13 protein-coding genes, 1 tRNA gene and 1 other RNA gene are annotated in these 16,171 nt (G+C 49.2%); 2 read left to right on the top strand and 13 right to left on the bottom strand.

Going from position 1 to position 16,171, the window contains the following annotated elements:
- Positions 1–21: 21 nt before the first annotated feature.
- The 5 genes from rnpB to rfaE2 form a co-directional block, all read right to left on the bottom strand.
- An RNA gene (gene rnpB, locus ACNI29_RS09960) (RNase P RNA component class A) lies at positions 22–385 on the bottom strand.
- A gap of 15 nt (positions 386–400) precedes the next feature.
- Entirely contained in the window at positions 401–1,153 is a 753-nt protein-coding gene (locus tag ACNI29_RS09955; protein WP_419782057.1) for a zinc ribbon domain-containing protein, read from the bottom strand.
- A 124-nt stretch (positions 1,154–1,277) separates the two neighbouring features.
- Entirely contained in the window at positions 1,278–2,087 is an 810-nt protein-coding gene (locus ACNI29_RS09950; RefSeq protein ID WP_419782056.1) for a Nif3-like dinuclear metal center hexameric protein, read from the bottom strand.
- Positions 2,088–2,296: 209 nt separating this feature from the next.
- Positions 2,297–2,372, bottom strand: a tRNA-Ile gene (locus ACNI29_RS09945).
- Positions 2,373–2,534: 162 nt separating this feature from the next.
- Positions 2,535–3,041, bottom strand: a complete 507-nt coding sequence (rfaE2, locus tag ACNI29_RS09940; protein WP_419782055.1) for a D-glycero-beta-D-manno-heptose 1-phosphate adenylyltransferase — start codon at positions 3,039–3,041, stop codon at positions 2,535–2,537.
- Positions 3,042–3,232: 191 nt separating this feature from the next.
- Here rfaE2 and ACNI29_RS09935 point away from each other — a divergent pair, with 191 nt between their 5' ends.
- Complete coding sequence (locus ACNI29_RS09935; RefSeq protein WP_419782054.1) at positions 3,233–3,883, top strand: CPBP family intramembrane glutamic endopeptidase; 651 nt, start codon at positions 3,233–3,235, stop codon at positions 3,881–3,883.
- Positions 3,884–4,038: 155 nt separating this feature from the next.
- Here ACNI29_RS09935 and ACNI29_RS09930 read toward each other — a convergent pair whose 3' ends face one another.
- The 6 genes from ACNI29_RS09930 to ACNI29_RS09905 all read right to left on the bottom strand — a co-directional run bounded on the left by ACNI29_RS09930 (position 4,039) and on the right by ACNI29_RS09905 (position 12,340).
- Positions 4,039–4,809: a YkgJ family cysteine cluster protein gene (locus ACNI29_RS09930; RefSeq protein ID WP_419782053.1), complete on the bottom strand. Its 771-nt coding sequence runs from the start codon at positions 4,807–4,809 to the stop codon at positions 4,039–4,041.
- A 20-nt stretch (positions 4,810–4,829) separates the two neighbouring features.
- Positions 4,830–6,488 carry a glycosyltransferase family 2 protein gene (locus ACNI29_RS09925; RefSeq protein ID WP_419782052.1) on the bottom strand — a complete coding sequence of 553 codons (1,659 nt, stop codon included), beginning with the start codon at positions 6,486–6,488 and terminating at the stop codon, positions 4,830–4,832.
- Between the two features lie 142 nt (positions 6,489–6,630).
- Positions 6,631–8,706, bottom strand: a complete 2,076-nt coding sequence (locus tag ACNI29_RS09920; RefSeq protein WP_419782051.1) for a glycosyltransferase — start codon at positions 8,704–8,706, stop codon at positions 6,631–6,633.
- A gap of 65 nt (positions 8,707–8,771) precedes the next feature.
- Positions 8,772–10,553, bottom strand: a complete 1,782-nt coding sequence (locus tag ACNI29_RS09915) for an amino acid ABC transporter permease (protein WP_419782050.1) — start codon at positions 10,551–10,553, stop codon at positions 8,772–8,774.
- Between the two features lie 81 nt (positions 10,554–10,634).
- The gene (locus tag ACNI29_RS09910) at positions 10,635–11,456 is read right to left on the bottom strand and encodes a transporter substrate-binding domain-containing protein (RefSeq protein ID WP_419782049.1); all 822 of its coding nucleotides are present in this window, start codon (positions 11,454–11,456) and stop codon (positions 10,635–10,637) included.
- A gap of 155 nt (positions 11,457–11,611) precedes the next feature.
- Positions 11,612–12,340 carry an amino acid ABC transporter ATP-binding protein gene (locus ACNI29_RS09905; RefSeq protein ID WP_419782048.1) on the bottom strand — a complete coding sequence of 243 codons (729 nt, stop codon included), beginning with the start codon at positions 12,338–12,340 and terminating at the stop codon, positions 11,612–11,614.
- A 461-nt stretch (positions 12,341–12,801) separates the two neighbouring features.
- On the opposite strand from ACNI29_RS09905, the gene ACNI29_RS09900 reads away from it, so the two are divergent.
- Positions 12,802–14,229, top strand: coding sequence for a sigma-54 dependent transcriptional regulator (locus ACNI29_RS09900; RefSeq protein ID WP_419782047.1), 1,428 nt, complete (start codon positions 12,802–12,804; stop codon positions 14,227–14,229).
- 113 nt (positions 14,230–14,342) lie between these two features.
- Here ACNI29_RS09900 and serS read toward each other — a convergent pair whose 3' ends face one another.
- On the bottom strand, positions 14,343–15,620 hold the full coding sequence (gene serS / locus ACNI29_RS09895) for a serine--tRNA ligase (protein WP_419782046.1): 1,278 nt from the start codon (positions 15,618–15,620) through the stop codon (positions 14,343–14,345).
- A 115-nt stretch (positions 15,621–15,735) separates the two neighbouring features.
- A complete protein-coding gene (locus tag ACNI29_RS09890) occupies positions 15,736–16,143 on the bottom strand; it encodes a hypothetical protein (RefSeq protein ID WP_419782045.1) in 408 nt (135 codons plus the stop codon).
- Positions 16,144–16,171 lie beyond the last annotated feature (28 nt).

Genomic DNA, 16,171 nt, shown 5'->3' with positions numbered 1-16,171 from the left:
CCCTTTTTAATATCTAAATAAAAGAGGAGTCGGACTATAAGCCGGGTCCTGTATCCGCCGAAACGGATGATCATCATTCCTCTAGGATGCATGTTACCATACACCTCAAGCAACCTACCCGAAAGCTCGGCCGGGCCGGCCTCAAACACTTCCCTATTTGGTCTTGCTCCGAGCGGGGTTTACCTGGCCGGATATGTCACCATACCCGCCGGTGGTCTCTTACACCACCGTTTCACCCTTACTCCGGTGACAAATCACCGGGGCGGTCTGTTTTCTGTGGCACTTTCCCGGAATCGCTTCCGCTGGGAGTTACCCAGCGCCCTGCCCTTCGGAGCCCGGACTTTCCTCCCCGGCATAAAGCCGCGGCGATGATCCGTCCAACTCCTCGAATAATTAAAAACTAGTCTTCTTTCTGGAGAGCCTTGGGCTTTGCAGCCTCGGGAATGTGCTCAATCCAGTAGATGAGGCGCTGGCAGTTAGGACAGCTCAAAATCTGCTTGCCTTCCTGCAGCACGTTGTATTCCTGCGGAGGAATCATGATGTGGCAACCGGCACATACGGCGTCCTCAACAGGAACGATAACCGGATGCTCAAGACGGGAACGGATGAACTCGTAACGACCAAGGATAGGCTTGGGCACAACTTCGCCGGCCTTGTTACGGCGTTTGTTGAGCTTGTCCAGTTGGCCGTTAGCTGCATCAAGTCTCTCTTTGAGGCCAGCGCGCTTTTCATCAAGTTCTTCGTCCAGTTCCTTGATCTTGCCGTCAACGTCAGCCATCAGTTCATTGTGGCGTTCGTTTTCTTCAAGAACAGTGATCTTTTCTTCTTCGCGCAGTCTGTTCAGCTTTTCAAGGCTGTCCATCTCACGCATCATAGCATGATATTCCTTGGTGGTACCAACAAGCATGAGCTTGCTTTTACTCTTTTTCACCTTAACGGAATCTTCTTCGATTTCGCCTTCAAGCTTTTTCTTCTGCTCTGCAAGCAGATCAAGCTTTTCGGTCAGCTGCTGTTTGCGTTTTTCAAGGGATTCCTTGCGGGATTCAAGGGCAGCCACATCTTTGGGTGCCTGATCGATTTCCGCTTCAAGAAGGATGATTTCATCATCAACCTTCTGCAAAACAACAAGCTGTTCTATCTGTTTTTCATACATTATGGGGTCCCCTTTTGCGGACGGCCTTTGTAAACGGCCTCCGCCACATCGATGTTCGGAAACTTAAATACAGTATCGTAAGGCCTCTACGTCACTGTTAATTCTCTTTTGTCATGACAACCCATCAGGGTCTGCGAACACCTTCCCCCTGCACATGATAGGCAAAAGGATTGCGCCCGCTGAAAAATTTCACTTCCACTTCGCCTCCCAGCCCTTCTGCAAGAAGAACGGAAAAGCGGCGCATCATCTCTTCTTCAAGAGAAAAATGCCCAACATCAAGCACCGCGCCCACACTCTCCTGTGCAGGGTGATACTTCACATCCCCGGTAATGAATACATCCGCCCCAAGGCCGAAAGCCTTATCCATGAGCGAAGATCCCGAACCGGGACACATGGCGACACAGCCGACCTTCTCAGGTTCCGGTCCGCACAGGGCCACAACCCCGCATCCGGAAAGCTGTGCAACACGCTCTACAAAATCCGCGAAAACAACCGGGCTGGCATATTCACCGATACAACCATATCCGAGTATATCACCGGCCTCGTTTTCCGCAACCGAATCCAGCACCCGCAGATTCTCAAGCTCAAGCTCACGCCCAAGCCAGGAGACAGCACCCTTGAACTGCACATCCAAAGAGGTGTGCGAAGCAAAAAGAGTCACATCCGCGCAAAAGACCTGCTTCATTACTTCATGAAACCAGTCCAGCTTGGCAGGCAATTTCGCCTCAATTGCCAGTGGATGATGGGTCAGAATAAATTCCGCCCCCCATTCAAGGGCTGAAGAAACGACCTGCGGCAAAGGATCAAGGGCAATTGCAATTTTCCGCACATCCCTTTCCGGTCCCGCGATCTGAACACCGCAATTATCCCACGAGGCAGCATATCCCGAAGGAACAAGTGACTCGATCCTGTTGATAACTTCTGTTGTCTTCATAACGGCCACCATATGCCTCAACACGGCTGCTCATTGCCGCACAGGGAAGATGTTCAATTATTTCCGCTCGTAATCAAATTCAACACATCAAAATACAATAAAATAATATGCTCCCGCAAGGGCTATCCCCCGGGAGCACAACTGCTTTCCTAGACTAGAAAGCGTAAAAAAACTGGATTGTATTTTGATATGTATCCATATGAAATAAGTGGTGGGCCAACCAGGATTCGAACCTGGGACCATCCGGTTATGAGCCGGGGGCTCTGCCAACTGAGCTATTGGCCCGTTTCGCCAAGCGAGTCGAGCTTAATAGCTCAACTTTTGCCACTTTGTCAACACCTAAACAAAATTCAATTCCTCAAATCAGATAAAAATATCTAGCATAAAAATTAAGTATTTGAAACCTAAAGGGAGCCATGCTCACCGCCCAGTATGTACCAGCAGAACCTATTCAATATCATTCTCGCGAATATACCTGATCACACCCGTCGTCGAATAACCGGGAAGAAGCGGTAAAGAAAGCACAACACCGCCCCGCTCTTCAACAACGTCACGGCCTACAATATTATCAACACTCCAGTCACCGCCCTTAACCAGCACATCCGGCTGCACCTTGCTGATCAGATTGAACGGGGTGTCTTCATCAAAAAAGATTACGTAATCGATACAAGCCAGCCCGGCGAGCACAAAAGCACGCTGCTGCTGCCCGGTAACAGGCCGCTTCTCGCCCTTGATGGAACGTACAGACTTGTCGCTGTTCAACCCCAGCACCAGCAGGTCTCCCTGCTCACGTGCGCGGGAAAGCAGATCAACATGACCTGCATGCAAAATGTCAAAACAGCCGTTGGTGAAAACAATTTTCCTGTCCGCAGGAAAATCAGCCCGGAGCTTTTCAAATTCAGCAGCAGAGAGTATCTTCGGGCTGTTCAACTCTATATTTAATTGTTCTGACAATTTATTTCTCCGAAATCTATTTGATGCGCTTCGCGCTTTTCATGAAACGAATTTGCCTCCGGCGGCTTAAATCCTTTTTGAAAAAAGGGTTTAAGAATCCCAAAAACTTTTACGAGGGCTTCGCCATCAGGTATCTGAAAACATCATAAACTTAATAAGCAGGAAACGTCGCTTGGCAAGGAGTTTTCAACATGTTTAACAACAAAACAATAATTTTCTTCCTTGCCGCCATGCCTTTCTATTTGAATGATTTCAACAACATTTTTATTAAGCAGGAGCTGCTATGGCTGGCAATCGACTACAGCGCGAAAATTATCCCGCTGGCACTCCTGTTTTATTTATTGAATAAAGAAATTTTAAGCAGTGCTGATCTCGGATTTGTTTCACTGCCTTTGAAAAAACTTGTCCTGTGGACTACGGGAATCACAATCCTCGGGCTGTTTCTTGATGAACCGGGCTTTGCTCTCTGGTCCAGGCTGCTGCCCGCCATGCGAATCGGTTCCATCCCTATCGGACCGGACTCCCAGCTCTACACACTCGATATGACTTTCGGCCTTGCCCTTGTGGCCGTCTCCGAAGAAATCATCTTTCGCGGTCTTGCTTTCACAACCCTTAAAGCCCGTAACTGCTCCCCGCGCAAAATATTCTTATTCTCCGCAATCATCTTCGGGCTGATTCACTGGTCGCAAGGCCCCATTGCCATCATGGCAACAGCAGTAACCGGAACGGGCTTGATGCTCTGCATGTACTGCACAGGCTCAGTCTACCCGACCATCATCGCGCATTACGTGATCAACTATCTATCATTCTCAGGGAAAGCGGTGGAATTCTGGGGATTGTAAAAAAGGCCCGCAAAATCCCCAAAAGAGAATGCGGACCTATCCATTACTCATCTATAAACCCAGCGGCGAAGCCCTAATAAAAGTTTTTGGGAGAGTCCAGAGAACCTTTTTTTCAAAAAAGGTTCTTTGGCCCCCGGAGGGCCGCCGGAGGCACACTACTTCTTAGGCGCGAGATTCTCGGAAGAGCCGAGCACGATCAGCTCAACCCAGTCAAGGGCAAAGCTGAGACATTCTTCTTCGTCTTCAAGAATAGCCTGCTGGCGTTCTTCGGAGATATCGAGACGGGAGAAAACATTCATATCTTTGATAAAATTGACGAAATTATCCACCTGATAGAGTGCCAGAAAAACCATATTCAATTTACGTTCATCAAGGACTACTCCGGCCTGACGGGCGCGGGTCATGATGCGCATGTAACGGTCATTGACTTCGTTGTACGGTTCAAGACCCTGATCTTTCAGCCATTCATCACTGGTCCATGCCTTATCTTCCTCGAATCCGCGACAATGCGGTTCCTGCACGATGAAAAACTGCTCGACGGTCTCACCGTTCTCACCCATACGTGAAGCACGGCCAAGGGGGTAGGTGCGGCATGCTCCGGGACGGTTTTCGTAAATGGAACAACCTTCGGCACGCACAAAAGGACAGCTGCGCTTGGCGTTATCAAGCATCCGCAGCTTACACATGGGGAACCCGGTTCCCGGTGTGCGAGTGATTTCGGCATGGTTGTGAATAAATTTTTTGCTGTCGTGCCCAAGGCCCTTACGCAGACGGAGTACGTCATACGGGGTGAGCATCAGGTTGAGGTCACCGCAACAGGCATTGAAGCAACGCACTTCGGGATGACAGGCAAAACCGAAAGTCTTGCCGGGCTTGAGTTCGGGCAGGTTGTTTAGAAATTCCTGAGTTTGATCGTGGTCGGACATGGCACTCTCCCTGTATTTGACTATCCGGCCAGAATCCCCTTCCGCACCAGATACTGCATCTTATTCTCAAGGTCGGACTGAAGAAGCCTTTCTTCATCAGCCATTATCTGCAATATTTCGCTACGTGGATGCATCGCCTGCATTTTATAGCGGTTGCCCTGCGCATTTCCCTCTTGCGCGGTACTTGTATGACTGGCAAAACCTGAACGCTTGCGATGCAGGATATTTAAATGTCCTTGGTAAACCGGAAATTCACCCTTCAGGCAGCTGCGCAAGTCATGTTCCAAATCATCATACTGCGAGGGAGAAAGGAACAGGGAAAAGCCTCCGTTGTCAAGCAGCTTCTGTGTCCTGAACAGATGGCAGCACCCGGTAACAGAAGCGCAGGGACGCATGTAATTGAAATAGCCACTATCCAAAAGCGAGAGATGCAGGTTTGAACACCGAAACGGATTAGGCGTAATTCTCGATAAATCCACCTCCGGCCCTTCTCCTTCGTCACCGACGGGCTGAATAAGATGCAAGTCTACTGACTGCATCACTGAGGGGGCGGCGTAATCGAGCACCTTGCAGCCCCAGACACCGGCTTCGGGATATGCTTCAACTGCTGCGCCAAAACGGGAAATCCAATCCGGCTGCACTTCCACGTCATCATCCAGATAGACCGCAAAATCACATTCACGGACCTGCGGCTCCTTCATAAGCCAGTTGCGGGCAGCGGCAGCCCCGACATTCACAGGCAGGTCAATACGCACCATCTGTTCACCGAACTCGCGTTGCCATTTGGTAATGATTTCAGCTGTTCCATCGGAAGAGCCGTTGTCGAGCATGAAAATTTTAGATCCGTACAATTCGGATGCATGCAGGGAAGTGAGCGTTCCGTCCAGCTCATCAGCTTTGTTAAAGGAATAAAGCAGAACAGCCAGAGTACCGGGCAACGGCGCAGCTTTCGCATCAAGACCACGGGCCAGATCATACAAACGCATGACCTCGGAGACCCGCCAAGGCTGAGCATCCACGGCCCCGGCAAAAGTCGAAACTGCTGTCTCGCGCTCCCCAAGCTTAAGGGCAATTGACCCGGCCAGATGGGCCAGATTGTTCAGCCCGAAAACATCAGATGCAGCCATAAGCAAAGGGAAAGCTTCAGCCGCATTGCCGTTCATGAAATGAAAGAATGCTTTGGAATAATTGATCGCGGGGAGTACTTCTGCGGAGAATTCCCCGGCCAGCAACTCCAAACCGAACTCGAAATCCGCAAAAGCCCCGGCGTGAACCAGTCCCTGCTGAACCCAGAACAGGTTACCCGGATCTTTTTCCAGAGAGGAAAGGATGTAGGCTTTGACTTTGACGGAATCACGCTTTGCGGCAATACGCATGAAATAGGAAAGATTCTCCGGCTTCCGGGTTGCTGCAACAATTCCTTTGATGCACGAAGAGACAGAAGCAGGAAATAACGGGAGCAATCCTTCAATCTGGGCACACTGGACAGCCATACCGCCATCCAATGGATTGGAGGCATAAGACGCGAGCAGCAATTCAACACCCAGCTGAGGATCGGACTCAAGAGCATGCGCCCCGGCATCAAAAAGATGCTTCGCGCCGACAGAACCCATCAAAAGTTTGCGCCGAACCGGTTCATACATTTCAGCCCAGTAAGAATCGCTGTAAATTTTGCCCATTTATGTTTCCTTCTGCTTAACGGGTGGAGAATTTCCCACCCACGTTAACCAAAAGGGGTTGGCTCTACAACCGGGAAAACACGGTCATTAACAGGGCAATATAAATCGTACGGGAGAAAAAACACTCAAGCAATGCGCGAGACTACTTCTTAATCAACCCGTCAATATCCGGCAGAGCCGTCAGCGGTTCATCCCCTGAATGAGAAGAATATACACCAAGAAGTGCTTTGGCCTTGGCAGTAGTAGACATGAAAGAACGCACAATCCTGCGGTTAAGGCGACCCATTTCACTACGCAATTCAGCATCTTCGATCAGACGCTTCATGGACTTGGCAATAGCTTCACTATCCTCCACGTCGCAAAGCAGACCGTTAACACCGTCCCGGATGAGTTCGGCAGTTCCTCCTGCCTTGGTACAGATAGCAGCCAGCCCGCACTCGAACGCTTCCAGCAAAGTGTTAGGCATGGATTCCTGACGGGAACTCATGACGTAGATATGAGAGGTTGCCAGCAGCTTGACCACTTCTTCATGCGGAATATAGCCGGGACACTCGATACGCTCCAGCGTTGCCGGAGATGCTATACTGCGGTACTCGGAAAGATCCTTCAGCCCCACGGCAATAAAACGCACTCCCTCGCACTTATCCAGCGCCAGCAGACGGTCGACGGACTTAATGAAAACATCCGGCCCCTTGGCATGGCCTTCATTGCCGACATAAATAATGGAGGTATCGGCTGAACGCTTAGGCTTACGGCCACCGCCCACAAAAGAATTGTAGACCACCTGCGCCCGCTTGGGCAGGACCCCGTGCTTAAGCAACACTTCGCGGCTCTTGGCGGAGTTACAGATATAGCCATTACCGATGAGCGAAAAAAGCGGAGCCAGTGGATTGGGCTTGTAGATCACGCCCCGATTGAAAAACAGTTTGAACTTGCGTCCGCCGAGCATGGAAAGTCCTTTGGCGATACACCCGATCTTAACCGAACGGTTATGGTAGGTGTGGACAACATCCACCTGCTGTTCTTCGATTACATGTGAAAGAAAAGTTGCAGCGGCAAGCATGTTCTTAAAATCATCGAGCAGGATTACTTCCACACCCATATCTTCCAACTCGGGAATGAGCTTGGACCCCGGCATGAGCACCGCAACAACACCTACACCGGACTGGAGCATCGCCCGCGCGCTGTTGATCAGCTGCCTGCTGCCGCCGGAAAGCTTATCCGTGTCAGTGATATAGAGAACCTTACCGACATCATTGCGCTTGCTGAAAAACTTGAAGCAAACCATGGCCGAAGCTTCATTGGAATACATGAGCAGACGCTTTTTAATCCAATCTGCATCCTTGCTGCTGCCCACCCCGATACGGTTAATACGCATGGGATCGGTTCCAAGCATGTTAGCGGAACGCTCCAGCGTGAAAGTGCCGTCAAAGCCTGCTGCGGCAGCTTCCTGCATACCGATGGAATCGAAATCACCCCACGGCCAACAGAAAAACTGCCGGCGGGAACCATTTATCTTTTTGATTTTATCAGAACAACGCCTGAAATCTTCGCGGATGAATTTGCGTCGTTCATCATCGGTACGGCGTTTAAAAAATACCTTGCCCTTACGGAACTGGGGCCAGAAACCGTTGTAGGCAAAGGCGCTGCCGTAGGAAAAAACAGGAAGGGAAGGATCATGCTTGCGGTAAACGCCCCAGACCGACCAATGAGCCTGATCCGTAAAATAGCATGCCTGACGCATATCCCGGAAACAACCTTGATGGCGGCAGGTGTGAGCGTAAACCTCCATGCCCTTATCATGAACCAAAGACTTAAGCTCCGCTTCATTCATGAACTGGGAATTGTCATTTTCAGACAGGGCTTGGATGAAGGATTTGCGCATGGGAAGCATTTCGGCCACATCGGCCCTGCTCCTGATTCTACCCTGCCCGATGAAATCAGTAACCGCAAAGAAGACCCCGGTCATACCCCGCTCTTCGAGCATGGGGACAACATTGATCCAGTTACTGATGTGGCAATCATCAAAAGTGAGCACCACATATTTATCATCAATAGGTTTTCGGCCCATGCAGATTTCAAAAAGATGTTCTGCGGAGATGGTCTTAAAGCCCATCTCCAGCATCATATCAAGATGGGATGCAAAGACTGCGGGGGAATGACCGTCTTCTTCACAGACGGCGTGATAGCAAAAAACAGGAACACTCTTACCGAGCATGAGACAACTCCGAAATGCTTCTATGTCAACAACCCTCCCCCTGCAAAACAAAGGGAGGGAAATCATTACATCTGCAGACGGAAGGTCTCAGTGGACAGCTTCCGTTCGAGTCGTCTTGCCACGAGACTCATCAGGTAGCAACAAATAAAGTACAAAAATGCCACGGTGGTATAAATTTCGAAGGGATAGATCATCAGTCTGTTATTAAGTCCCTGGGCAACAAAAGTAAGCTCAAGAACCCCGATAACAAAGGCTAGAGAGGTATCTTTAAAGATAGCGATGAACTGTCCGACGATAGCAGGAAGCATCTGTTTCAGGGCCTGCGGTAGGATAACCTTACGCATTGCCTGCCAATAAGTCAGCCCGGTGGAAACTGCTGCTTCAAACTGGCCCGGAGGCAGGTTCTGAATACCGGAACGCACGATCTCAGCCAGATAAGCTCCGGTAAACACAGTCAGGGCGATAGTAGCGGACCAGAAAACGTTCAGGAACTGCCCGGTCAAAATGGGGATAAAGAAGTAAATCCAGAAAATGACCATAATCAGCGGGTTACCACGGATCAGTTCAATATAAAGAGTAGACGGAATCAAAAAAAGTTTATTTTTGGAAGTACGCCCGATCCCCACAACCAAACCGATAAAGAAACTTACCGAAATAGCGATCACTGACATGAGAATGGAGAAGGACAGACCGCCAAGCCCCCATAGAATTTCATTGGGACCGCCATCGGGAAAACGCCACCAGAGCATGGTTCCAAGATTTTCCCAAATAATTTGAAAATTGAATTGTGATACACCGTAGACAGCGGAAATAAGCAAAGAAGCGAGACAAGCCAGAAAAGCCCCCTTCCAGACCAATCCCATAATTTTTGAGAGCTTAGCCAGAAGAGCTTTCCGTGCAGCCTGCGCCTTGGAAAGGCTGAAATCATCCTGACGCTTGCGCTTCATGCGGCGATGCATTTTCGCCATGAAAGAAAAAGGAGCCTCAAAAGGCATGAAAAGCAAGTGCGCAAATTTATGTCCGAAATTTCTGTTTTTGACCGGAACAATCTGCAGCTTCCAGTTAACCAGAGTCAGGATTCCGGCAATAGTCAGAGAAAGGGAAAGATAAATAACAGTTGCGGCGGTAGTAGCCTCAAAACCTTTAAAGGTCATGCCCTCAATCTGCTGAGAAGCCCAACAGAGTTCAGGAACACCAACGACCATAGCCAGAGAGGAGTTCTTCATATTGTTCAGGAACTCACTTCCCAGCGGGGGAATGATTGCACGGAAAGCCAGCGGAAGAATAATCTTGATCAGAGTCTGGAACGGCGTCAACCCTGAAGAATAGGACGCTTCAAGAAGTCCCTTGGGAATAGACTGGATACCGGCACGGATAACTTCCGCCATAAAGGAACTGGTATAGATACCAAGCCCAACAGTAGCGGAGAGCATTTCGAAATTCTGGTCGAAAATAAAGTTGCGGACTCCCTCCGGCAAGCCCATTGGCAGGGCAAAATACCAGAAGAAAAGCTGGACCAGCAACGGTGTGTTCCTGAAAAATTCAACGTAGCAGGTACAGAAATAGTAAACCGGCTTGAACTGGGAAAGTCTGCCCAGACCGAAGAGGATACCGAGAACCAGCGCAATGGCGGAACTCATCAGGGAAATACTGATCGTCAAACCCAGACCGGTAACGAGCATATCGCCCAGAACTTCACCGTAAGAGGCATCCTCTTTATAAAGAACGGACCAGTCAAATTTATAGCCGAAGTCAAAGACCCAGCCAAAATAGTAGACCAGTATCCCGGTAATGGTGGCAAGGCAGAGATACTGAACCCAAGTTTTTTCCAAATAGCGGCTAATCATTTCTGAAACTTTCTCTTTGTCATCAATTTAAAAAACGGCGGGGCCGCATGGCCCCGCCTGTCTAGCATAATGAAATGGAGCCTAGGGCCACATTTCGATTTTTTCGGTCAGGGGGAAGTAGTACTTGGTGTCAGGACCGTACCACTTGTTGTAGATCTTTTCGTAGGTGCCGTCTTTCCACATATCCTGCAGTGCAAAGTTTACTGCGTCACGGAGCTTGGAATCATCTTCAACCAGACCGATGCCGTAAGGCTCGTTGGAGAAGAAGTCACCAACCAGTTCGTACTTACCGGGAACCTGTGCAGCGTAGCCGAGCAGGATGGTGGAGTCGGTGGACCATGCGTCTACGCGACCCATCTGCAGAGCCTGAAAACACTCGGACTCTTTCTGGTAGGAAATAACTTTGGGAGCAGCGTCGCCCATTTCTTTGAGCAGTTTTTTAACGTTAAGCTCGGAAGTGGTACCCTGCATAACAGCGATTTTCTTACCTACGAAGTCTTTGAGGGTGGAGAACTTGCCTTTGGGAGCAAGCATCTTCTGACCGTCAAAGAAGTAAGTGATGGAAAAGTCGATGGATTTATCACGTGAACGTTTGTGGGTCATGTTGGAAACGGAAAGGTCGATGCGGCCCTGCTGGAGGAAACCGATACGGGTCTTGTTGTTAACAGGAACCTTGTCGATTTTCACGCCCATGCGTTTTGCAACTTCATTAGCGATATCAACGTCAAAGCCTACCCATTCTTTCTTGGCATTGTAGAATGCGCCGGGAATGGAATCAGTCATGATACCGACACGGACAACCTTGTCTTTCATGATTCTGTCGTAGGTGGCACCAGCAAAAGCTGTTGCAGCGAAAGCCATAACCAGAGCGGCTGCGAGAGCCAGAGTCATAAACCTTTTCATTTCTTTCCTCCTGCGTGGAAATAGACAAAGAGTATTCAAAAGAGCGATTACCGACACCGGAAACCGCGAGCTTCTTTATACCGGGCCTGAAAATACAGGCCTTCCTAACCTCACTATTCTGACCGGTCTGAGTAGTAAACCAGACCGATGAATTCCTAATGCGAAAGGATCTTGCTCAAGAAGAGCTTGGACCTTTCATGCTGCGGATTGTTGAAAAACTCATCGGGAGTATTTTCTTCGATGAGAGTTCCCTCATCCATGAAGATAACCCGGTCCGCGACCTCGCGGGCAAAACCCATTTCATGGGTAACGCAAACCATGGTCATGCCTTCGCGGGCAAGAGCTTTCATAACATCCAGAACCTCGTTGATCATTTCCGGATCAAGAGCGGATGTAGGTTCATCAAAAAGCATGATATTCGGACGCATAGCCAGACCGCGGGCGATTGCGACGCGCTGCTGCTGCCCACCGGAAAGCTGGGAAGGATAGTCACCGGCTTTATCCGGGATATTGACTTTGGAAAGAAGTTCCATCGCCAGATCTTCGGCATCTTTGCGTTTCATATTCCGAACCATAGTCGGGGCAAGGATGATATTTTCCAAAACCGTCATATGGGGGTAGAGGTTGAAGGACTGAAACACAAAACCGATCTCTGCGCGCAGCAGCGGCAGATTGACCCTTGTTCCGTTAACGTCCATATCTTCTACAAGTATTTCACCTTCCTGAATGGGTTCAAGACGGTTAATACAGCGGATCATGGTACTTTTACCAGACCCGGACGGCCCACAGACTACAACCACTTCGCCTTTCTTAATGTGAAGGTTAATATCCCTCAGGGCGTGATAGTCACCGTAGTACTTATTAACATTGTTAAATTTTATCACTTTTGTATAAATCCCGTAAAAAAAAGTTCTAAGCTCGAAGGAAACGGGTATCAAATGGAACAAAATTCGGCAAGCCCTCGCTCATTTTGGATGAACACTTCTTTTTTTAGCGTTTCGCGAATAATGTATCCCGCCAAAAACCATTTTTGTTAAAAAGTACCCAGTTTTTTCTGAAAAAGACAACTGCACACAATTTTGTTTATTTCGTAAATCGAAATTATTTTTAACTTTCTTGCGTTTTGATCATAAATTTTCCTTTCTAATCAATATGAAAGAAAGCTCCAAAACGTGTAATAACAGACTTAACTACTCCTTATCCATAGGAAATAAGGGTCCAAATTCATTATCTTAGGTTTGCAAACGCTGTTTGTCGCCACAATTCAGTTATTTTTCCTTAATTAATCGGCTTCAATAATATATATGGAGTTGAAAAGCTCTTCACTTAGATATATGGAATCTACATGCCTGAGAGTACATTACTATTCATAGCCGAACCCCAGTCCGTGACATCCGTATTTTCCCCTCTTAAAGAAGCGGGGTTTCAAGCCGGACTGGCCGACAACCTTGCCGGGGCCGTCAACTTCATAAAAAAATCAAAACCGTGCCTTATTTTTACACGGCCGGTGATGCAGGGCTATTCTGCTCAGGCGCTTCTGGCCGAAGCTGTAAATATCGAAAATTTTCCGCCTGTTGTAATCTTTTCCCGCAACGGTTCTGCTGATGAAGCACAGAAATTCATGGAACTGGGAGCAAGGGACTACTGGCTGGAGCCTCTTTCGTGGGAAAAGATCAAGCTTATGCTTCCTGATGAGAAACCTTCTTCCATGCCCGCCCCGGAACATCTCGGGACAGCAGAGAAGCCAGCATCATCCGATGCAAAAGGTACACAGGGCCGCTATCAGATCATCGGCCAGCATCCGGCCATGGCCCGCGTTCTCGGGCTTGCCAAACAGGTTGCAAAATCAAAGGCCACAGTACTTATTTCCGGTGAGTCCGGAACAGGTAAAGAAATGTTTGCCCGCTTCCTGCATCACCATTCCGACCGCAGTGATAAGCCTTTCGTAGCCATCAACTGCGCCGCCCTGCCGGAGCATCTGCTGGAATCAGAACTCTTCGGACATGAAAAAGGCGCATTTACCGGGGCTATCAACCGCAAGCTCGGTAAATTTGAACTGGCGTCTGGCGGGACCATCCTCCTTGATGAAATCACTGAAATGGAACTCGGCCTGCAGGCCAAGCTGCTCAGGGTATTGCAGGAAGGTGAAATCGACCGCGTCGGCGGTGTGGAAACCGTAAAAGTTGATGTGCGCGTACTGGCAACCACCAACCGGGCCATTGAAGAGACCGTTAAAGAAGGAAAATTCAGGCAGGACCTTTTTTACCGCTTGAACGTCATTCCGCTTAAACTCCCGGCACTCTCCCAGCGCGGGGAAGATATTCTGCTGCTGGCAAAATTTTTCGTTAATAAATACTGCACGGAATACGGACTCGCGCCACTGGCATTCTCCGAGGAAGCCACCAAATGGCTACTTTCCTATGAATGGCCGGGTAACGTACGCGAGCTGCAGAACCTTATGGAAAGGGCAGTGCTCCTGGCCGGAGCTGGTCCCATTGAGTCCAAGCATTTCCTCAATGATCCTGACGCTTGGATGCCCGACGAACCCCACACCGAAGGGCAATCCCCCGATAGCGAACAACCCGCTAACGCGGAAGGAGTTGCCGCTGAGTTCGCGGTCATGCCTATATCCGAAATGGAAAAGAAACTGATCATCAAAAGCCTCGACCAGACCTCCGGGAACCGCACCAAGGCTGCCGAACTGCTGGGAATATCTGTGCGTACCCTGCGCAACAAGCTAAATGATTACAAAAAACAGGGACTGGATCTGTAAAAACCTGATATGCAATGAAATTAATCAGGACTTGAACTTTTTTACTTATGCTGAAAAAAAGAAAGGGCAGCCCGCATGCGGGCTGCCCTTTTTAATTTCGTATATTCGAAATACTATTCTGCAGTGATAACTTCCAGACCGCCCATGTACGGACGCAGGGCTTCGGGGATCACGATGGACCCGTCTTTCTGCTGGTAGTTTTCAACAACTGCAACAAAAGTACGTCCCACAGCAAGTCCGGAGCCGTTCAGTGTATGTACGAACTGCTTCTTCTTGCTGTCCTTGGGCTGGAATTTGATGTTGGCGCGACGGGCCTGAAAATCCCCGCAGTTGGAACAGGAAGAAATCTCGCGATATTTATCCTGTCCGGGCAGCCACACTTCAATGTCGTAAGTCTTGGCGGAGCCGAAGCCCATGTCGCCGGTGCACAGGGTGATAACACGGTAGTGCAGGCCGAGTCGCTTGAGAATCTCCTCGGCGTGACCGGTCATTTTCTCAAGATCATCAAAAGACTTCTCGGGGTGCGCAAAACGAACCATCTCCACTTTGTGGAACTGATGCTGGCGGATCAGACCTTTGGTGTCTTTACCGTAGGAACCTGCTTCGGAACGGAAGCAGGGAGTCGGTGCGCAGTAAGCGATGGAAAGCTCATCTTCGCTAAGCACTTCATCTCGGTGCAGGTTGGTCAGCGGAACTTCAGCAGTGGGAATCATGTAGTATTCCCAGTTTTCCAGCTTGAAAAGATCTTCGGCGAACTTGGGCAGCTGACCTGTGCCGAACAGAGAATCGCGATTGACTATATACGGGGGAATGACTTCGGTGTAACCGTGATCCATAGTCTGGACATCAACCATGAACTGAGTCAGAGCACGTTCAAGGCGTGCGCCCCATTTTTTAAGTACCGCAAAACGCGCACCGGTAAGCTTGGCAGCACGTTCGAAATCAACACCGCCCAGCTCAACAGCCAGATCCCAGTGCTCGCGGGGGGTGAAATCAAATGCGGGTTTTTCGCCCCAGTGACGGATAACCGGGTTGTCGTCTTCGGTTTTACCGAAAGGTACGGATTCGTCCGGCATATTGGGGACGGCGGAGAGCCAGTCTCGTTCTGCGGCTTCAATATCTTTGAGGTCTTCATCAAGCGCCTTGATCTCACCGGAAACCTTACCCATACGAGCGATGATTTCGGAAGCGTCGCCGCCTTCCCTCTTTATCTTTGCAATCTCGCCGGAGGTGGAGTTACGCTCGGCCTTGAGGGATTCCACTTCCTGCAGCAGAGCCTTGCGGCGGGAATCCAGATCGCTGAATTCGTTAACATCAAGTTTGGAACCTCTTTTCTCGAGGCTTTCGCGAACTACATCCAGATTGTTCTGTACAAATTTCAAATCGAGCATTTCATTCTCCTGATATCATCATATATAATAAGGCTCATCTCAAGCCGCTGCCATGCTAGTAGCGAATCTGCGCACACTTATAAAGGGTAATTTTGCAACAAAATGCATAAATCGCCTACAAATCATCAATCCCCATGCGTTTATTTCCATAAACACAAGCGATATTCGCATAAATTCCAACCAGAAGCAGCAAAGGCATAAGGCTCTCACTCCAGCAACACGCTAAAACATATACCACGCTGGCGAAAAGGCCGAAAGCCTGTAAACTTTTTTTCCACCCCCAATCGGCATCCAACCAACTGCGTTCATGATCCAATGCCTTTTCTATCAATGCGAATGGAGGGACAGGTTCGGGAAGTTCTTTCAGGGAAACAGCTACCCCGGCGATAAAAGCCAGCGTTAAAAATAAAGACTTCATCCACAAAGCCATCAATAGAACACACAGGGAACCAAACATAAGTATCCAGTTCCAGTGACTCTGGTGTCTTTTCCAGACGAGGGTTGCAATATTCATTACGGCCATAGGCAAAGCCTAACATTTCACCCTCCGG

It is taken from the genome of Maridesulfovibrio spiralis (SeqCode) (assembly GCF_048571135.1).
GTDB lineage: Bacteria > Desulfobacterota > Desulfovibrionia > Desulfovibrionales > Desulfovibrionaceae > Maridesulfovibrio > Maridesulfovibrio spiralis.
Note: the sequence above shows the minus strand (reverse complement) of the source record. Positions and strands in the feature narration are given on the sequence as shown.

Coding starts and splice junctions, on each gene's coding strand:
- ACNI29_RS09955 (WP_419782057.1), bottom strand. CDS start 1,153: ATGTATGAAAAACAGATAGAACAGCTTGTTGTTTTGCAGAAGGTTGAT.
- ACNI29_RS09925 (WP_419782052.1), bottom strand. CDS start 6,488: ATGGGCAAAATTTACAGCGATTCTTACTGGGCTGAAATGTATGAACCG.
- ACNI29_RS09910 (WP_419782049.1), bottom strand. CDS start 11,456: ATGAAAAGGTTTATGACTCTGGCTCTCGCAGCCGCTCTGGTTATGGCT.
- ACNI29_RS09890 (WP_419782045.1), bottom strand. CDS start 16,143: ATGGCCGTAATGAATATTGCAACCCTCGTCTGGAAAAGACACCAGAGT.
- ACNI29_RS09950 (WP_419782056.1), bottom strand. CDS start 2,087: ATGAAGACAACAGAAGTTATCAACAGGATCGAGTCACTTGTTCCTTCG.
- ACNI29_RS09915 (WP_419782050.1), bottom strand. CDS start 10,553: ATGATTAGCCGCTATTTGGAAAAAACTTGGGTTCAGTATCTCTGCCTT.
- serS (WP_419782046.1), bottom strand. CDS start 15,620: ATGCTCGATTTGAAATTTGTACAGAACAATCTGGATGTAGTTCGCGAA.
- ACNI29_RS09900 (WP_419782047.1), top strand. CDS start 12,802: ATGCCTGAGAGTACATTACTATTCATAGCCGAACCCCAGTCCGTGACA.
- ACNI29_RS09920 (WP_419782051.1), bottom strand. CDS start 8,706: ATGCTCGGTAAGAGTGTTCCTGTTTTTTGCTATCACGCCGTCTGTGAA.
- ACNI29_RS09935 (WP_419782054.1), top strand. CDS start 3,233: ATGTTTAACAACAAAACAATAATTTTCTTCCTTGCCGCCATGCCTTTC.
- ACNI29_RS09930 (WP_419782053.1), bottom strand. CDS start 4,809: ATGTCCGACCACGATCAAACTCAGGAATTTCTAAACAACCTGCCCGAA.